The following is an 18,609-nucleotide window of genomic DNA, read 5'->3' as shown; positions in this document are numbered from 1 at the left end:
ATGTCCCGTCAGCACACCTCTGAGCATTCGCGGCCGCCGGTCCGCTTCCGAAGAACCCTGCTGCGCGCCGCGGCGCTGTCGGCGCTGACCCTGCTGGCCGGTTGCGCCGGCATGCAGCCGCAACCGGACGACCCCTCGCTGCAACGCGAGGCGATGGCCGGCACGCATGCGCCGGTGCCGGCGCCGCTGCCGCTCGACAACGAGCAGAACACCGCCACGGGCACCATCGGGCAGCCGCAGGTGAGCCGCGGCAGCGGACAGTTCGTGCACGCCACCGGCCTGGCCACGCCGCGCCCGTCGGCGGCCGGTCCGAACGGCGTCGTGTACAACTTCGAGAATCAGCCGGTGCAGGCGGTGGTGAAAGCCATCCTCGGCGACCAGCTGAAGCTCAACTACACCATCGTGCCCGGCGTGCAGGGCAACATCTCCTTCTCCACCTCCGAGCCGGTGGATGCCAAGCAGGCGCTGCCGATCCTGGAAACGCTGCTGTCGTGGACCAACAACGCGCTGGTCGAGCGCTCGGGCAGCTACGTGGTGCTGCCGGCGAAGGACGCGGTGGGCGGCAACCTGGTGCCCAGCCTCGGCGCGGCGGCGCCGTCCGGCGGACTGCAGGCGCGCCTGTTCCCGCTGCACTACATCGCCGCGGCCGAGATGCAGAAGCTGATCAAGCCGTTCGCGCGGCCCGACGCGGTGCTGCTGGTCGATTCCGCACGCAACGTCATCGTGATGTCGGGTACGCCGGAAGACCTGGACAATTACCAGCGCACCGTCAGCACGTTCGACGTGGACTGGCTGCGCGGCATGTCGGTGGGCGTGTTCAACCTGCAGAACGCCGACGTGGATCAACTGATGCCCAAGCTGGACGAGATGTTCGGCTCCAAGGGCGACACGCCGCTGGCCGGCATGGTGCGTTTCATCCCGATCAAGCGCACCAACGCGCTGGTGGTGATCAGCACGCAGCCGCGCTACGTGGATGAGGTGGGCGACTGGATTTCGCGCATCGACCAGGGCGGCGGCAACCAGCCGCAGCTCTTCGTGTACAACGTGCGCAACATGAAGGCTTCGGACCTGGCCAAGTACCTCGGGCAGATCTACGGCAGCAGCACGGGCGGCGGTTCCGGCGGCGGCGAAGTCGGTCCGGGCCTCAGCTCCGGCACGCTGGGCAGCAGCGACAACGCGCGCGGCTCGGCGAGCGGCATGGGCAGCACCGCGGGCAGCTTCGGCAGCAGCAATACCGCGACGGGCGGATTGGGCGGTATGAACGGCGGCGGCTTCGGCGGCACCAGCGGTGCGCTCGGCGGCACGGGAGGCATCGGCAGCAACGGGAGTATGAGCAATGGCATGACTGGCGGCGCCGCCTCCGGCAGCACCTTCGGTACTGCCAATGCCGGCAGCCAGGACCAGCAGTACACCTCGCAGGACGGCAGCATCCACATCAGCTCCGTAGACGCCAACAACCAGTTGCTGGTGCGCGCGCGGCCTTCGCAATGGAACGAGATCGAGACGGCGATCAAGCGGCTGGACAACGTGCCGTTGCAGGTGCAGATCGAGACCAGGATTCTCGAAGTCGATCTCACCGGCCAGTTCCAGTTTGGCGTGCAGTGGTACCTGCAGGGTCTCGCCAACAGCACGCCCACCGGCACCGGGTTCAACGACAACGGCGCCACCAGCATCTATCCGGGCGCGCATCGCCAGATCGCGCTGGGCCAGGGCACCAACGGGTACGGCGGCCAGCCGTTCTTCTATTCCTTCCTCAGCAGCAACGGCAAGTTCCAGGTGGCGATCAACGCGCTGGAGCAGAACGGCAACACCAAGACGCTGTCGGCGCCGTCGCTGGTGGTGCTCAACAACCAGGTGGCGCACATCGAGGTAGGCAACCAGATCCCGGTCAACCAGACATCCATCGTCGCGGGCCTGACCACCGGCACGGGCACCAACGCCACGGCCAACAGCGTCACCTACCTGCCCACCGGCGTGATCCTCAACGTGCAGCCACGCGTCAATCCCGGCGGTCTGGTCTATCTCGACATCGATCAGCAGGTCAGCTCCACCCAGGGCGCCGCGAATTCGCAGGGCAACTACACCATCGCGCAGCGCGAGATCGGCACCCAGGTGGCCGTGCAGAGTGGGCAGACCGTGCTGCTCGGCGGCCTGATCCAGGACGAGCGGGACAATACCGACACGGGGATCCCCGGGCTCAACCGTGTTCCGATCCTGGGGCGTCTGTTCGGCAGCACCAGCCACACCCGCAACCGCACCGAGCTGATCGTGCTGATCACCCCGCGCGTGATCCGCGATAGCGAAGAGGCCCGCCAGATCACCGACGACTACCAGCAGGGCTTCGAATCGCTGAAGCCGCTGTACACCGCACCGGCGGCCAGGGCGACGAACACTTCTGCGACACAGGCGGCTCCGGCGCAGACGGTGCCGTTGCAGCACTGAGAGCGCGAAGGACTCATGCCGGCCGGTATCATCGCCGCGCATGAGTCCCGCATCACCCAGCTTCCCGATCGCCCCGCTGCTTCCCGACATCCGCGCGTCGCTCATCGCGACGCCGCGACTGGTGCTGGAAGCGCCGCCGGGCGCGGGCAAGACCACCCAGGTTCCGTTGGCCTTGCTCGATGCGCCGTGGCTGGCCGGCAGCAAGATCGTGATGCTGGAGCCGCGCCGCATCGCCGCGCGCGCCGCCGCGCAGTTCATGGCGCGGCAGCTCGGCGAGGAGGTGGGGCAGACCGTCGGCTACCGCATCCGCTTCGAATCGAAGACCGGCGCGACCACGCGCATCGAGGTGGTCACCGAGGGCATCCTGACGCGGCTGATCCAGGACGATCCCGAACTCGGCGGCATCGGCGCGATCCTGTTCGACGAATTCCACGAACGCCATCTGGCCGGCGACCTCGGCGCCGCGCTGGCGCTGGATGTGCAGGCCACGCTGCGGCCCGATCTCCGGCTGCTGGTGATGTCCGCCACGCTGGACGGCGAGCGCATCGCGCGCTGGCTGGACGCGCCGCGGCTCAGCAGTCCCGGCCGCAGTTTTCCGGTACGCATCGAACATCCGCCGGCGCGTGCGCAGGAAAGCCTGGAGCACCAGCTCGCGCGCGCAGCGCGGCAGGCGCTGGCGGAAAACGAAGGCGACGTGCTGGCCTTCCTGCCGGGGCGCCGCGAGATTGCGCGCTCGCAGGCGGTGCTGGAAGAAACCCTTTCCGGCAAGGGGGAGCACATCGAGGTCGTGCCGCTGCACGGCGAACTGTCGCTCACCGAGCAGCAATGGGCGCTGGCTCCCGCCGAACCGGGCACGCGCCGCATCGTGCTGGCGACCAACGTGGCCGAGTCCAGCGTCACCCTGCCCGGCATACGCGCGGTGATCGACGCGGGCCTGGCGCGCGAGCCGCGCTTCGATCCCAACTCCGGTTTCACGCGGCTGGAAACGGTGGGCATCTCGCAAGCCTCGGCCGATCAGCGTGCCGGCCGCGCGGGCCGCGTGGCGGAAGGCACGGCATATCGTTTGTGGCCGCAGAGCAAGCGACTCGATCCATCACGCACGGCGGAAATCGCGCAGGCCGAACTCTCCGGCCTCGCGCTGGAGCTGGCCGCCTGGGGCATCGCGGCGGACAGCCACAGCGCATTGCCGTGGCTGGATGCGCCGCCTGCCGGCGCGCTGGCGCAGGCGCGCGAACTGCTCGCGGACCTCGGCGCGCTGGATGCGGACGGCCGCATCACTGCACTGGGCCGGCGGATGCTGGAGCTGGGCGCCACGCCGCGACTGGGTGCGGCCGTCCTGCGTGCGCCGGACAATCTGCGCGCGCTGGTCGCCGACCTGCTGGCGCTGATGGACGCGCGTTCGCCGCTGCGCGGCGAGCAGGCGCGCAGCGACGATTTCCGCGTGCGCGTGGCCGCGCTGCATGCGTGGCGCGACCGTCGCGGCCACGGTGCGGATGCCGGCGCGCTGGCTGCGATCGAGCAGGCTTCCAAGGGTTGGCGCCGGCGCCTGGACGTCCGCAGCGCCGCCAGCGGCGTGCCGGACAGCCACGCCGTGGGCGACCTGCTGCTGCATGCTTTTCCCGACCGCATTGCGCGTCGCGACGAGGCGAATCCGCTGCGCTACACGCTCGCCAACGGCCGCGGCGCGCGTCTGCACGACAACACCGCACTGCTCGGCGAACCCTGGCTGGTGGTGCTGGACCTGCGCCATGAGGCGCGCGACAGCCTGATCCTCGCCGCCGCGCCGTTCGATCCGCGCGTGCTGGAGCGCGATTACCCGCAGCGCTTCGTGCGCGAACGCGCGCTGCGCTGGAACGAGTCGCGCGATGCAGTGGAGGCATTCGAGGAGCGCCGCTACGCCGCCATCGTGCTGGAACGCCGCAGCGTGCCAGTGCAGCCGGAAGACGCGTTGCCCGCCTTGCTGGCCGCCATCCGCAGCAAGGGCCTGGAGGCGTTGCCGTGGAGCGAGCACGCGCGCCGCCTGCGCCTGCGCGTGCAGGCCCTGCGCGAATGGATGCCGGAATTGGATCTGCCCGATGTTTCCGACGAACACCTGCTCGCCACGTTGAACGATTGGCTGGCGCCGTATCTCAGCGGCAAGCGCAGGCTCGACGCGCTGGATGAGGCCGAGCTCGGCCAGGCGCTGTCGTCGCTGCTCAACCACATGCAGCGGCAGTCGCTGGATGCCCACGCGCCCGACGCGCTGGAGGTGCCCAGCGGCCAGACGCGCCGCCTGGAGTACGCGCCCGATGCGCCGCCCGTGCTGGCGGTGAAGCTGCAGGAACTGTTCGGCCTGGCCGACACGCCGCGCGTGGGCGGCGGCCGCGTGCCGGTGACCCTGCATCTGTTGTCCCCTGCGGGTCGACCGATCCAGGTCACGCAGGATTTGCGCGGTTTCTGGGAGCGCACCTATCCCGAGGTGAAGAAGGAACTGAAAGGCCGCTACCCCAGGCATCCGTGGCCCGACGACCCGTGGACGGCCACGCCCACGCATCGCGCCAAGCCCCGCAACGGCTGAGCCGTCAGACTTCCGCCTTGAACGTGCGGCCCAACGCGGGTCCAGCACCGCAGTAATGGCGGAACACGTAGAACAGTGGCTGATAGCGGCGCGGATCGATGTGCGAGCTGCCGGGCACCACGATGTCGGCATGCGCATGCACTTCGCACACTTCCAGTTCCAGCGTGAAGTAGCCGCCGGCATCGCCCTGCCAAGCCTGCAGCGGACGTTCGTCGACATGCAGCAGGCGCGCCTCCAGTTGCAGCGGCGCTTCGGCGATGCGCGGCGCGCCCACGCGCAGGGAGGGCGATGCGTGCCAGCCGGCCAGTGCGAATTTGTCCGCCTCGTGGCGATAGCCGTGCTTCCACGACGGCACCGGATTGGCGCCGCTGGTGGGCGCCAGGCGTTCCACCGATTCGTGCATGGCTGCGCTGGCGAGATTGAGTACGCATTCGCGTTCGCGCAGCAGATTGGCGAGGCCCTGGCCGCCGCCAGTCAGACCTATCGTCACGCGATCGGCGAGGGCCCAGGCCGAGGACATGGGCGTGATGTTGGTCGAGCCATCCGGGTTCCGCGTGGTGATCAGCACGACCGGTGTGCCGAAGTAGAGGATGGAGGGGCGGATCTGCAGGGTGTCGGGAGCGCGGTAGATGTCCATGCCGGCAGTGTCGTCGGCATGGCCGGACGGATGTTTCGGTGTGTGGCGAAACGAGCGTGCGCAGCGGCGACTACACTGCGCGCATGAGTCGCGCCGACCTGCCCAATCGCTATCAGCTCGCCGAGTTCGGCGCCTTGCTGGCCGAGCCGGCCCGCGCGGCGATGCTACTGATGTTGATGGACGGCAGCGCGCGTCCGGCGGGAGAGCTCGCGCGCGTCGCGGGCGTGGGTGCGGCCACCGCCAGCGCACACCTGAAACGCCTGCTCGAAGGCGGCCTGCTTGCCGTGCACGAGCAGGGCAGGCACCGCTACTACCGGCTCGCCGATGACGATGCGGCGGCGTGGCTGGAGGCGATGGCACTGCCGCGTGCACCGCGCGCACCGCGGCCGCAGGGCAGCGATCCCGCGCTGTGCCGCGCACGCACCTGCTACCGGCACCTGGCCGGGCAGCTCGGCGTGGCGCTGTGCGATGCGTGGCTCGCACGCGGCTGGTTGCGCAGCGATGGGCAGGGTTTCCATTTCGAAGCTGCCGGCGCGGAGGCATTGATAGCCAACGGCCTCGACCGCACTCCGCCGGGACAGCTCTTGCGCCTCGTCGGTCGCGGCTGTCTGGATTGGACCGAGCGCAGGCTGCACCTGGGCGGCCCGCTGGGCGTGGCGATCACCACGGCCATGCTCGATGCCGGCTGGCTGCGCCGCAGCCAGCGCAGCCGCGCGCTGCTGCCCAGCGACGACGGCCTGCGCCGACTGGCCCGACTTGGCGTGCGACTGGACGAAGCGGCGCGCTGAAACGTCTCGCTGGCATCCGGTCCCTGAATCCGTCGCAATGACTGCCCGTCACTCGCTGGAGTGCTGGATGCAAAGTTACGTTTGAAACGATTGGATCGAACAAAATAGCCAAAACGTAAAAAGTTTCGATATTGGCTAGTTAATGCGATCTCGCCGTGACGAATGGCACAAAAATATGCCCTTGGGGCCGAGCCGGATTTTCGCGGTGATTAAAGGCCCTGGACGTAATCGATAACGTCCGACATCTCGGATAATCGTATTCAATTACGAATTGAACATGCATTTCATAGGTGAACAACGCAAGATGAAGTGAGCATGAACAATTTATGTGTCGTCGGTTTGCATTTGCAGTTCCTGATATTGACGCGTGCAAATTCGATTGCGTAGGGTCGAGCGATTCGTCATGGGGAATATGGCGAATGGTTCCGAGCGGCATCCATAGGGGTGGATGCCGTCGAGCGAAACCCAGGGTCGTCCGTGAGAGGGAGCCTCTCAGGGGGAGCGGCACGACCGCAGAAGGGTGCTCGGGAGCCGTCTGGCAAGCCGAAATCCGGAGTCGCACGTGTGCGACATATTTATTGCCACGGGGTCACGCGACCGCGTCAGGTCCGTTCGTCCCGAAAACTTGGGGAGTCATCCATGCATCACGTTCGTTTGAAAGCACTGGCCGCTGCCATCGCCATGGCCGCTGCTTCTTCTTCCGTCTGCGCCACGGGCGCCGTCGGCGCAGCGCAGTTTGCATCCATTCGTCATGCCACCACCCTTCGTGCGGGCGACAAAGTCGTCGGCGCGCTGGATGTCGCGCACCCGATGCGCGTCGCGGTGTCGCTGAATCTGCGCAACAAGGCGCAGTTGGATGCGTTCGTCGCCAATCCGCACCACCCCAACCTCACGCCCGCGCAGTTCAACGCGATGTATGCGCCGACCCAGGAGCAGGCGCAGCAGGTTGCCGATTTCCTGCGCCAGTCCGGTTTCCACAACGTCACCGTCGAATCGAACCGCCAGCTGGTGACCGCGGAAGGTCGCGCTGACACCGCCGCTTCCGCGTTCCGCACCTCGCTGGTGAGCGTGCACACGCATGACGGGCGCAATGCCTACGGCACTTCCAGCGACGTGCAGATCCCGGCTTCGCTGCAGGGCATCGTGAACGAAGTGCTGGGTCTGCAGACCGTGCACACCTTCCACGTGCTGACCCCCGTGCATCCCAACGCGACCAGCGGCACGGCCAGCGCGCATGCACCGACCGACTTCTCGACGATCTACAACGCGGGCAGCACGGCGACCGGCGCGACGATCAACGTCGGCGTGATCACCTCCGGCAGCATGACCAACGTCAAGAGCGACTTCACCAAGTTCCTCAGCCAGCACACCAGCCTCGGCAGCATCCCGCTGAACGTGGTGACGGTGGACGGCGGCGGCACAAGCACCAGCGGCGACGGCGAGTGGGATCTGGACACCCAGGACATCGCCGGCATGGCTGGCGGCGTGAAGGCCTTCTACCTCTACGACACCTCCAGCCTGGACACCCAGCCGCTGGTGGATGACTTCAACGCGGCGGTCACCGCCAATGTGGCGCGTGTCATCAACGTCTCGATCGGCGGTTGCGAAACCGGCATGGAGACCAGCGGCGCGGCTACCGGCGACAACATCTTCGAGCAGGCCGACGCCCAGGGCCAGACCTTCTCGATCTCCTCCGGCGACAGCGGCGCGGACGAGTGCGGCACCGGCGGCATCGTGCCGAGCTGGCCGGCCGATTCCGAATACGTGGTGGCCGTGGGCGGTACCGAGCTCTATACCTCGGGCACCACCTGGACCAACGAAACGGTGTGGAACAACCTCAACGAAAACGAAGGCGCGACCGGCGGCAGCCCCAGCACCTTCGAACCGCAGCCGAGCTGGCAGAGCGGCGTGGGCCAGAACGCGGGTAGCAAGTACCGCGGCCTGCCCGATGTGGCCTTCGACGCCAGCCCGGACAGCGGCGCCAATGTGATCGTGGACGGCTCCACCCAACAGATCGGTGGCACCAGCTTGGCCTCGCCGCTGTTTGTGGGCACCTGGGCCCGCGTGCTGGCGACCAAGTCCTCGCTGGGTTTCGCCGCGCCGCTGATCTACGCGGATGCCGCTTCGCACTACTCGACCGACTTCCATGACGTGACCTCCGGCAACAACAGCGGCGAAACCGCTGCGGTGGGCTGGGACTACACCACCGGCTTCGGTTCGATCAACATCGCGAACTTCGTGGCCAATGTGGCCGGCAGCGGCGGCGGTGGCACCACCGGTACGCCGGTGGCCAACTTCACCGACAGCGTGAGCGGCCTGACCGCGACCTTCACCAACACCTCTACCGATACCGGCGGCACGATCAGCGGCTATTCGTGGAGCTTTGGCGATGGCAGCACCTCGACCTCGGCCAGCCCGAGCCACACCTATACCGCGGCCGGCACCTACACGGTCAGCCTGACGGTGACGGACAGCACCGGTGCCACCAACACCAAGTCGGGCTCGGTGACGGTTACGTCGGGCGGCGGCGGCACGCCGACCCAGGTGCTCGGCAACACCGGTTTCGAAACCGGCACGGCTTCGCCGTGGTCGATGAGCTCGGGCACGCTGTGCAACACCAGCTCGTCTTCGGCCAGCTACTGCGGTAGCGGCGAGAGCTCGCATGCCGGTTCGTGGTTCGCCTGGCTGGACGGCTACGGCACCTCGCACACCGACACGGTGTCGCAGAAGGTGACCATCCCCAGCGGCCACACCACGGCTACGCTGCAGTACTACCTGCACATCGACACCACCAAGAGCTCGGCGGTCGATACCTTCACGGTGCAGGTGCTGAACAGCTCGGGCACGGTGCTGGCCACGGTGGGTTCGTTCACCAATGCCAACAAGAACACCGGCTATGCCGCGGAAACCGCCAACCTGTCCGCCTACATCGGCCAGACGGTGACCATCAAGTTCACCGGCAAGGAGACCTCGTCTTCCGGCAACACCGACTTCACGCTCGACGACGTCACGTTGAACGTGCAGTAAGCAAGTAAGCAAGTAAGGAAGCCGTGCGGCCGCCTTTCGGGCGGCCGCACGGATGATTCCGCGGGGAACGGGATCGGGGGAAGGAACTGGCAACAAGCGTTTCGTTGTTCGCAAGTGCATTTGCTGTCGGCAGTGCCTCGACTCCTGGATCGTCCAGGGGCGAGATCCATCGTTCATTGCAGCTATGGGGAGACATTCGATGCAAACAACGTTGAAACTTGCAGTTCTGGCCGGCCTTGTCAGCGCGTCATGCGTTCCCGCCGCCTTCGCGGCATCGTTCGACAATTTTTCCGCGCCGGGTTCGAGCGCACAGGTGGGGCCGATCGAGGCGGTAGCGCGCGAAGCATGGCGCGAAAGCATGGCGCAGATCGCCACGCCGTCGGAAGGCTGCTTCCACGCCCAGTATCCAAGCATCGTGTGGAAGGCGATGGTTTGCGGAGCGGTCCGCTCCGATGTGCACCCCATGCCGCATTACTACCTTTTCGGCGCGCCGGAGACTGCCGGCAACGGCAACGACTACACCCTGCAGACCTCCAGCCTGATCAAGAGCGCCGTGGGCACCTTTCCGACAGTGACTGGCGTGACTTCCGAAAAGAGCGTGGGCGTGGCGGCCTACGGCGGTGGCGGCATCCTGGGCGCCAACGAATATTCGGTGCAGCTCAACACGCAATTCACCTCGACCACGTCGGCCTGCAAGAGCCATTCGGGTTGCACCGTGTGGCAGCAGTGGGTGTACGCAACCGACTACTCGCAAAATGGCAAGGGTGCGATCTTCATGCAGAACTGGCTGATCGGCTACGGCAGCAGCCGTTGCCCGAGCGGCTTCTCCAGCGACGGCGAAGGCGACTGCTACGGCAACAGCGCGGCGTCCCTGCCGCCGGATATCCCGGCCACGGCCCTGGCCAGCCTGAAGCTGACCGCCACGGCAACCTCGGGCGGCAACGACACGGCCGTCGTCACCTACGACGGCGATGCCTATAGCACCACCCAGAGCGACAGCAAACTGTATATCTCGAAGGTGTGGAACACCGGCGAGTTCAATGTGGTGGGCAACGCCGGCGGCTCCGAAGCGGAGTTCAACAGCGGCAGCTCCATCACGGTGAACCTCGCGGTGAGCGATGGCTCCACCAGTGCACCGTCCTGCGTGGCCGACTCGGGCACGACCGGCGAGAGCAACAACCTGAACCTGGGCAGCTGCACCGCCACGGGCGGCTCGACGCCGTCCATCAAGTTCACCGAATCGAACTGATACCGCTTCGATCGGTGCGTGACGCAGACGCCGGAGGGAGCGATCCCCCCGGCGTTTTTTTTGCACACGTGAAAGCCGGCTCGGTGAGCAGCGCGTAGCCGGGTTGCTCCACTGCAGCATGCGGCGGATGGATGCCGGTCGGCGGCTGTTGCGCGCCGGTTGCTCAGGCACCCGAACATGCGACCATGCGCGCATGACGCAAGACTCCTCTCCTCGACTGGCCATCGTCGGCGGCGGCCCCGCAGGCCTGATGGCGGCCGAAGCCGCGAGCGCGGCCGGCATCGCGGTCGATCTGTACGACGCCATGGGCTCGGTGGGGCGAAAATTCCTGCTCGCCGGCAAGGGCGGCCTCAACCTCACCCATGGCGAGCCGTTCGCGCGCTTCGTCGAACGCTATGGCGAGCGACGCGACGAGATCGCGCGCTGGCTGCGCACGTTCGACGCCGATGCGTTGCGCGACTGGGCACGCGGGCTGGACGTGGAAACCTTCGTGGGCAGTTCGGGCCGGGTTTTTCCCGCCGACATGAAGGCCGCGCCGCTGCTGCGCCGCTGGCTGCATCGGCTGCGCGCATCGGGTGTGGTCTTCCACATGCATCACCGCTGGCTGGGTTGGCGCGACGACGGTGCATTGCGCTTCGCCGCGCCGGAGGGTGAGCGCATCGCCGTGGCCGATGCCGTGGTGCTGGCGCTGGGCGGCGCGAGCTGGCCCAAGCTTGGTTCCGACGGTGCGTGGGTGGCGCCTCTGGGCGATGCCGGCATCGACATTGCGCCGCTGCAAAGCGCCAACTGCGGTTTCGAGATTGCATGGAGCGAACACCTGCGCACGCGCTTCGCCGGTTCGCCGCTGAAGTCGGTAGCGGCGCATTGGACCGATCGCCACGGAGTTGCGCAATCGCGACAGGGCGAATGCGTGCTCAGCGAATACGGCATCGAAGGCAGCCTGGTCTACGCCATCGGCGCGGACCTGCGCGAACGCATCGCACGGGATGGCAAAGCCGTGTTGCACCTCGACCTCGCGCCAGGCATCACGCAGGCGGTATTGGCGGAGCGCCTTGCCGCGCCGCGCGGCAAACACAGCCTGGGCGACTTGCTGCGCCGTCGCGCGCATCTCGATGCCGCGAAATGCGGCTTGGTGTTCGAAGTGGCCGGCAAATCCGCGTTGGCCGATCCCGCCGCACTGGCCGCGCTCATCAAGGCCTTGCCACTGACCCTGCAGGCGCCACGCCCGCTGGCGGAAGCCATCAGCACGGCGGGCGGAGTCCGCCTTGAGGCGCTCGACGAATCCTTGATGCTGCGCGTCCGTCCGGGCACGTTCTGCGCGGGCGAGATGCTGGATTGGGAGGCGCCCACCGGCGGCTACCTGCTCACCGCCTGTTTTGCGAGTGGCGTGCAAGCGGGGCGCGGTGCTGCGCGGTGGCTGACGTCCGGTCGCCGCCTCGCGCCGGAAATTGCAGTGCCTGGTGATGCGGCTGATTTTGCCGCCGGCGACTAGCGGTAATCCCGCACGATATCCAGCAGTGGGGCGACATGCGCCTCGAAATGTTTCCAGCGGGCCACCGAGGACCGATAGATCGGCTTGCGCACCTGGGCGATGCTGGCGGTGCGCACGGCGCGCGTGTTCCGGTGGAAATCGAGGCAGCGCTCATCCCAGGGAAGCCCGAGGTAATCGAGCAGGCGCCGCGCCTGGCCCTCGGTATCGGCGACCATGTCTTCGTAGCGCAGATCCAGCACGGTTCCCGGCGGCAGCACGCGGTGCCAGTGCCGCATCAGTTCGATATAGCGCACGTAGTAGCGGCCCACGCTACCCAGGTCGTAGCTGAAATCGAGGTGGCCGTCTTCGAACAGGCGTGCATAGCAGGAGAAGCACGAGTCCATCGGGTCGCGCATGGCGTGGATGATCTTCGCGTGGGGCAGCATCCGGTGGATCATGCCCACGTGCAGGAAATTCGCCGGTAGCTTGTCGGTGACGTGCGTTGCCTGCGGGGCATGCCGCCACGCGCGCTCCATGTAGGCTTCGCCCAGGCGACGCAGAGCCTCGTCGGAGAGCGCGGTGACGGTTTCAGGATAGGTGGCGGCAGACGCGTCGAGGGAATGCACCACGTCGTGCAGGTCGGTCAGCTCGCCGGCTCCGTGAATGCCGGGATGGCTGGCCAGGATCTGCTCGATCAGCGATGTGCCCGAGCGCGGCATGCCGACGATGAAGATCGGGGTCCTGTTGCCGGCATGGTCAGGCAGTGGCCGGTGCGCAAAAAGGCCGGCATCGAAGACAGCGCGCAGGCGCGCGACCAGGGCCGCCTCGCGCGCTTCGTCGTGCGGGAACCGCATGCGCTGCAGCTGGTTGCCTTCCGCATAGGCCGCGAAGGCGTCGTCATGGCGGCCGGCATCCTCGCGCATCTTGCCGAGGGCGAACCAGTAGTTGACGCGTCCTGCCGGCGGCAGACCCGGCAGCTGGTGCTGCTGGTCCTCGAGCATGCGCAGGTGCGGATCATCCGCGGCATACGTCTTGAACGGCGCGAGGTTGCAGAGGGACTGCAGGAAATCCGGCTTGATCGCGACCGCGGCCTCGAAGCTGGCGCAGGCTTCTTCCACACGTCCCTGCTTCTTCAGACACAGGCCAAGATTGTTGAGCGCCATCAGGTAGTCAGGCTTGATCGCGAGTGCGCGCCGATAGCTGTCTTCCGCCTCGGGCAGCCGCTGCTGGTCGCGCAGGATGTTGCCGAGATTGAAGTGCGGTTCGGCGAAGCGGTCATGGATGGCCAGCGCCTGTCGATAGCTGGACTCGGCTTCGCTGCGGCGCCCCTGGTCGCGCAAGGCATTGCCCAAGTTGTTGTGCGCCTCGGCGTAGTCCGGCTTGAGGGCCAGTGCGCGGCGATAGCACGCTTCGGCTTCGGGCAGGCGCGCCAGTTCGCGGTAGGCGATGCCAAGGCTGTTGTGCGTGTTCGCATCGTCCGGGCGCGCAGACAGCACGTGCAGGAAATGCGCTTCGGCCTCGCGCGGTTGGCGGATGGCCATCAGGGTGTGACCGAGCCTGGCGTGGGCTTCGACGAAATCGGGTTTGATCGCCAGCGCGTGCCTGAAGCTGCCCGCTGCCTCGGTCAGTTGCCCCTGGGCTCCCAGTACATTGCCAAGAAGGTAGTGCGCTTCAAGGTGGTCCGGCTTGAGCGCGATGGCCTGTCGATAGCTGCGTGCCGCTTCGCCCAGCGAACCCAACCTCGTCTGCGACTTGCCCGAGGCAACATGGGCGTCGGCATCATGCAATGGCAGCGGCGTCTTTGTGTCGTGCGGCATGGCGGCTGTGCGAGGTCGGCTCGTGGAATCAGTGGAGTGCGCGCACGCGGAAGTTGCGCCCCTTGATGCGCCCGGCGCGCAGCCGTTCCAAAGCCTTGTTCGCCAGCGGTCGGCTGATCGCCACGTAGGCGCGGGTGGCGAACACGTCGATCTTGCCGATGTCCTTGCCGTCGAGTCCGGCGTCGCCGGTGAGCGCGCCGAGGATGTCGCCGGGGCGCAGCTTGTCCTGCCTGCCGGCGTCGATCACCAGGGTCTTCATCGTGGCGAGATTGAGCTGCTTGCCGCGCGGTGGCGACACGCGCAACGGGTGCCACGGCAGCGGGCGGCCGAGCTGTTCTTCGATGTTCGCCGCTTTAGGCCGCTCGCGCGACGTGACCAGGGTGATGGCGAGGCCGTTCTCGCCTGCGCGGCCGGTGCGGCCGACGCGGTGCGTATGCGTGTCGGGATCGTGCGCGATGTCGTAGCTCACCACCAGCGGCAACGCCGCGATGTCCAGGCCGCGCGCGGCCACGTCGGTGGCGACCAGGATGCAGCAGCTGCGGTTGGCGAACTGCACCAGCACTTCGTCGCGATCGCGCTGCTCCATGTCGCCGTGCAGGGCGAGCGCGGAGAAGCCGCGGCGGTCCAGCTCCTGCGCCACGGCATCCACGTCCTTGCGCATGTTGCAGAACACCAGCGCGTGTTGCGCCTGTTCCGCGCTGAGCGTGCCCTTGGCCAGCAGCTGCGCCAGTGCGTCGAGCTTCTGCGCCGGCTCCACTTCGTGGAAGCGTTGTTCGATGGTGGTTTCCTCGTGCGGCGTTTCCACCGTCACTTCCACCGGGTCGCGCTGCACGCGGCCGCTCACCGCGCGGATTTCGTCGGCATACGTGGCCGAGAACAGCAGCGTCTGGTGATGCTTGGCAATGCGCCCCACGATGTCGTCGATCGCTTCGCTGAAGCCCATGTCCAGCATGCGGTCGGCCTCGTCCAGCACCAGCACCTTGATGCCGCCGCCGTGCAGGCTGCCGCGCTTCAGGTGCTCCTGCACGCGGCCCGGCGTGCCGACCACGATGTGCGGGTCGTGGGTGAGCGAGGCCAGCTGCGGCCCCAGTGGCATGCCGCCGCACAGGGTCAGCAGCTTCACGTTGGGGATGTTGGCGGCGAGCTTGCGGATGGCCTTGCTGACCTGGTCGGCTAGTTCGCGCGTGGGGCACAGCACCAGCACCTGCAGGCGGATGGTTTCCACCTGCAGGGCCTGCAGCAAGGCGAGGCCGAACGCGGCGGTCTTGCCGCTGCCGGTCTTGGCCTGCGCGATCACGTCGCGGCCTTCCAGCATCGGCGGCAGGCTTTGCGCCTGCACGGGCGTCATGGCGGTATAGCCCAGCGTCTCGAGGCTGGCGAGCAGGGCGGGTTTGAGCGGCAGCGTGGTGAAGGCGGTCATACGCCATGATCGCATGCCGCCGCCGCCGCGACGGGGTACAAAGCCCCGGAATGCCTATTCCAGTGCGGAATCGATGCGGATTTCGCCGCGCAGCACCTTGTGGATCGGGCAGGCGTTGGCGATCTGCAGCAGGCGTTCGCGCTGCTGCTCGTCCAGCTTGCCGTACAGGGCGATGCGCCGCCGGATCACGTTGGTACCGGCCGGCGGCTCACCATCGGGATTGAAATCCAGCGCCACCTCGACGCCTTCCAGCGGCCAGCCTTTGCGTTCGGCGTACATCTTCAGCGTGATCGAGGTGCAGGCACCCAGGCTGGAGAGCAGCAGCCGGTGCGGGTCCGGTCCGGCGTTGGCGCCGTGCAGGTCGGCCGGCTCGTCGGCCAGCCACTGGTGGCCGTGGTCGTCGCCCAGGCGGACGGTGTAGGGCGTGCTGGCGATCGCGGCCGTCACGTTGGCAGGAGTGCTCATTGCGGTTCCCGTGCTGTGGGGTGGGGTTGCCACATCTAACACGTCGCGCGCGCCATTGCGTGCCGTTGGCGTGAAACCGTGCCGGCTTGCATCTGCGCCTGTAGTCGCCGACCCTTTAGGGCCCCGTTCCTGCCGCGGCACCGCCATGGACATCGTTTTCATCGAAGATCTGCGCATCGACGCCGTGATCGGCATCTACGACTGGGAGCGCCGCGTGCGCCAGACCCTGTCGTTCGATATCGAGATGGCGTTCGACAACAGCGTGCCCGCCGCCAGCGACGACATCGCGCACACGCTGAACTACAAGGACGTGTCCAAGCGGCTGATCGATTATGTGGGTGCATCGAGCTTCGGCCTGGTGGAGACGCTGGCCGAGCGCTGCGCCGCGATCATCCGCGAGGAGTTCGGCGTGGCCTGGGTGCGCCTGAAACTGTCCAAGCCCGGCGCGGTGCGCGGCGCGAAGGCGGTGGGCGTGCGCATCGAGCGCGGCGTGCGACCCGGCTGATGGAACGCGTCTATCTCAGCCTCGGCTCCAACCTCGAGCCGCGGCGCTACCTCAATGCGGCACTCGGCGAACTGCGCGGGCGCTTCGGAGGCATCGCCGTATCGCCGGCGTATCGCAGCAAGTCGGTGGGCTTCGACGGCGCGGATTTCGTGAACCTCGCGGTGGGTCTGGACACCGACCTCGAACCCGGCGCGCTCAACGACTGGCTGCACGCGCTGGAAGACCGCCATGGCCGCCGCCGCGACGTGCCGCGCTACTCCGATCGCACGCTGGACGTGGACATCGTGCTGTACGGCGAGCGCGTGATCGACGGGCCGGGCCACCTGCAAGTGCCGCGCAAGGAGCTGCAGCACGCCTTCGTGCTCAAGCCCTTGGCCGACATCGCGCCGCAGGTGCGCCATCCGGTGAGTGGCCGGACGATGGCTGCGCTGTGGGCGGCATTTCCGCAGGAGCGCGAACCGCTGTCGCCCGAGCCGCTCGCGTAGCGGGGGCTACGAGCGCAGCCCCACGCCGCGCTTCAGCAGGTACAGCGCGAATGCGGTGAGCATCAGCACGAAGCCGATCATCACCACGATCGCCACGCCCACCTGCACGTCGCTGATGCCGAGCACGCCGTAGCGGAACGCGTTGACCATGTACAGGATAGGATTCGCGCGCGAGATCGACTGCCACGGCTCGGGCAGCATCTTCACCGAATAGAACACGCCGCCCAGGTAGGTGAGCGGGGTCAGCACGAAGGTGGGCACCAGCGCCACGTCGTCGAACTTCCGCGCGTAGATGGCGTTGATGAAACCGGTCAGCGAGAAGATCGCCGAGCCCAGCAGCACGGACAGCAGCACCATCAACGGATGGATCAGGTGCAGGTGGGTGAAGAACAGCGCGACCAGCAGCACCAGCGCGCCGACGATGAGGCCGCGCGTCATCGCGCCGAGCACGTAGCCGAGCAGCATGATCCAGTGCGGCATCGGCGACACCAGCATCTCTTCCACCGAGCGCTGGAACTTGGCGCCGAAGAACGAGCTGGAAATGTTGGCGTAGCTGCTCGTGATGATGTTCATCATCACCAGGCCCGGCACGATGTACTCCATGTAGCTGAAGCCGCCGTCGATGCTGCCGATGCGACTGCCGACCAGTTTGCCGAAGATCACGTAGTACAGCGTCACGGTGATCACCGGGGGGATCAGTGTCTGCGTCCAGATGCGCAGGATGCGCACGATCTCGCGGCGCGTGACGGTGTTGAGGGCTACCAGGTTGGCCGATGCGTTGCTCATGCGGTCTGCTCCGTGCCGTTGCGGCCATGTTCTACCAGTCGCACGAACAGCTCCTCCAGCCGGTTGGTCTTGTTTCGCATCGAAGTCACCGTGATGCCGCGCGCGGTCAGTGCCGAGAACAGCGAGTTGAGGTCGTGGGTGCGCGCCATCTCCGCTTCGAGCGTGTGCTCGTCCACCCGGCGCAGCGTGACGCCCGGCAGCGCGGGCAGTTCGCCCGGCACGCCCGCCACGTCGAACACGAACGTCTCCACATCGAGCTTGGACAGCAGCTGCTTCATCGTGGTGTTCTCCACGATGGTGCCGTGGTCGATGATGGCGATGTTGCGGCAGAGCTGCTCGGCCTCTTCCAGGTAATGCGTGGTGAGGATCACTGTGGTGCCGGCCGCGTTGATGCCGCTGACGAACTGCCACATCGAACGGCGGATCTCGATGTCCACGCCGGCGGTGGGTTCGTCGAGGATTAGCAGCTTCGGCTCATTCATCATCGCGCGGGCGATCATCAGCCGTCGTTTCATGCCGCCGGACAGGGTGCGCGCCTGCATCTGCGCCTTGTCCCACAGGCGTAGCTCCTTCAGGTATTTCTCCGCGCGTTCGGCGGCGATCTTGCGCGGGATACCGTAGAAGCCCGCTTCGTTGACGCAGATGTCGAACGGCTTCTCGAACTGGTTGAAGTTGATCTCTTGCGGCACTAGGCCGATCAGCTTCATCGCCTCGTTGCGCTGCCGGTTCACCGACACCCCGAACACCCGCGCATCGCCCTCGCTGGCGTTCACCAGCGAGGAGAGGATGCCGATCAGGGTGGACTTGCCGGCCCCGTTGGGGCCGAGCAGGGCGAAGAAATCGCCGGGTTGCACGGTCAGCGAGATGCCCTTGAGGGCTTCCACGCCATTGCCGTAGGTCTTGCGCAGGTTGTCGACGACGAGGGCGGGGACGGAATTCATGGGATGCACCGGGACGGAT

General features: G+C 67.0%; 14 protein-coding genes. 8 read left to right on the top strand and 6 right to left on the bottom strand.

The window, feature by feature from the left end; genetic code table 11:
• Both gspD and hrpB read left to right on the top strand, forming a co-directional pair.
• Complete coding sequence (gene gspD, locus IHE46_RS02220) at positions 1-2,442, top strand: type II secretion system secretin GspD (RefSeq protein WP_192162961.1); 2,442 nt, start codon at positions 1-3, stop codon at positions 2,440-2,442.
• Between the two features lie 40 nt (positions 2,443-2,482).
• Positions 2,483-4,999, top strand: coding sequence for an ATP-dependent helicase HrpB (gene hrpB / locus IHE46_RS02215; RefSeq protein WP_192162960.1), 2,517 nt, complete (start codon positions 2,483-2,485; stop codon positions 4,997-4,999).
• A gap of 4 nt (positions 5,000-5,003) precedes the next feature.
• Here hrpB and IHE46_RS02210 read toward each other — a convergent pair whose 3' ends face one another.
• Complete coding sequence (locus IHE46_RS02210; RefSeq protein WP_192162959.1) at positions 5,004-5,636, bottom strand: flavin reductase family protein; 633 nt, start codon at positions 5,634-5,636, stop codon at positions 5,004-5,006.
• A 38-nt stretch (positions 5,637-5,674) separates the two neighbouring features.
• Between IHE46_RS02210 and IHE46_RS02205 the strand changes: the two genes are divergently transcribed.
• The 4 genes from IHE46_RS02205 to IHE46_RS02190 all read left to right on the top strand — a co-directional run bounded on the left by IHE46_RS02205 (position 5,675) and on the right by IHE46_RS02190 (position 12,192).
• Positions 5,675-6,424, top strand: coding sequence for a helix-turn-helix transcriptional regulator (locus IHE46_RS02205; protein ID WP_343229974.1), 750 nt, complete (start codon positions 5,675-5,677; stop codon positions 6,422-6,424).
• A 639-nt stretch (positions 6,425-7,063) separates the two neighbouring features.
• Positions 7,064-9,451 (top strand): protease pro-enzyme activation domain-containing protein, encoded by a 2,388-nt coding sequence (locus tag IHE46_RS02200; RefSeq protein ID WP_192162958.1) that lies wholly within the window; start codon positions 7,064-7,066, stop codon positions 9,449-9,451.
• A 211-nt stretch (positions 9,452-9,662) separates the two neighbouring features.
• Entirely contained in the window at positions 9,663-10,700 is a 1,038-nt protein-coding gene (locus tag IHE46_RS02195) for a hypothetical protein (RefSeq protein WP_225562720.1), read from the top strand.
• Between the two features lie 193 nt (positions 10,701-10,893).
• Positions 10,894-12,192, top strand: a complete 1,299-nt coding sequence (locus IHE46_RS02190; protein ID WP_192162956.1) for a TIGR03862 family flavoprotein — start codon at positions 10,894-10,896, stop codon at positions 12,190-12,192.
• On the opposite strand, the gene IHE46_RS02185 is transcribed toward IHE46_RS02190, so the two are convergent.
• Genes IHE46_RS02185 through IHE46_RS02175 form a run of 3 tightly spaced genes read right to left on the bottom strand, consistent with a single transcriptional unit; the run spans position 12,189 to position 15,873 of the window.
• Positions 12,189-13,988: a tetratricopeptide repeat-containing sulfotransferase family protein gene (locus IHE46_RS02185; protein ID WP_192162955.1), complete on the bottom strand. Its 1,800-nt coding sequence runs from the start codon at positions 13,986-13,988 to the stop codon at positions 12,189-12,191. The genes IHE46_RS02190 and IHE46_RS02185 overlap by 4 nt on opposite strands.
• 28 nt (positions 13,989-14,016) lie before the next feature.
• On the bottom strand, positions 14,017-15,408 hold the full coding sequence (dbpA, locus tag IHE46_RS02180) for an ATP-dependent RNA helicase DbpA (RefSeq protein WP_192163131.1): 1,392 nt from the start codon (positions 15,406-15,408) through the stop codon (positions 14,017-14,019).
• A gap of 54 nt (positions 15,409-15,462) precedes the next feature.
• Positions 15,463-15,873, bottom strand: a complete 411-nt coding sequence (locus IHE46_RS02175; RefSeq protein ID WP_192162954.1) for an OsmC family protein — start codon at positions 15,871-15,873, stop codon at positions 15,463-15,465.
• A gap of 145 nt (positions 15,874-16,018) precedes the next feature.
• Here IHE46_RS02175 and folB point away from each other — a divergent pair, with 145 nt between their 5' ends.
• Both folB and folK read left to right on the top strand, forming a co-directional pair.
• Entirely contained in the window at positions 16,019-16,378 is a 360-nt protein-coding gene (gene folB / locus IHE46_RS02170; protein WP_192162953.1) for a dihydroneopterin aldolase, read from the top strand.
• The gene (gene folK, locus IHE46_RS02165) at positions 16,378-16,863 is read left to right on the top strand and encodes a 2-amino-4-hydroxy-6-hydroxymethyldihydropteridine diphosphokinase (RefSeq protein WP_192162952.1); all 486 of its coding nucleotides are present in this window, start codon (positions 16,378-16,380) and stop codon (positions 16,861-16,863) included. The genes folB and folK overlap by 1 nt, the downstream gene beginning before the upstream one ends.
• 6 nt (positions 16,864-16,869) lie before the next feature.
• On the opposite strand, the gene IHE46_RS02160 is transcribed toward folK, so the two are convergent.
• Together IHE46_RS02160 and IHE46_RS02155 are read right to left on the bottom strand one after the other, a co-directional pair.
• Positions 16,870-17,649 carry an ABC transporter permease gene (locus tag IHE46_RS02160; protein WP_192162951.1) on the bottom strand — a complete coding sequence of 260 codons (780 nt, stop codon included), beginning with the start codon at positions 17,647-17,649 and terminating at the stop codon, positions 16,870-16,872.
• On the bottom strand, positions 17,646-18,590 hold the full coding sequence (locus IHE46_RS02155; RefSeq protein ID WP_192162950.1) for an ABC transporter ATP-binding protein: 945 nt from the start codon (positions 18,588-18,590) through the stop codon (positions 17,646-17,648). The genes IHE46_RS02160 and IHE46_RS02155 overlap by 4 nt, the downstream gene beginning before the upstream one ends.
• Between the last annotated feature and the right edge of the window lie 19 nt (positions 18,591-18,609).

Source organism: Rhodanobacter sp. DHG33 (assembly GCF_014843005.1).
Taxonomy (GTDB): Bacteria; Pseudomonadota; Gammaproteobacteria; order Xanthomonadales; family Rhodanobacteraceae; genus Rhodanobacter_A.
The sequence above is the reverse complement of the archived record's forward strand: the minus strand, read 5'-3'. Positions and strand labels throughout refer to the sequence as shown.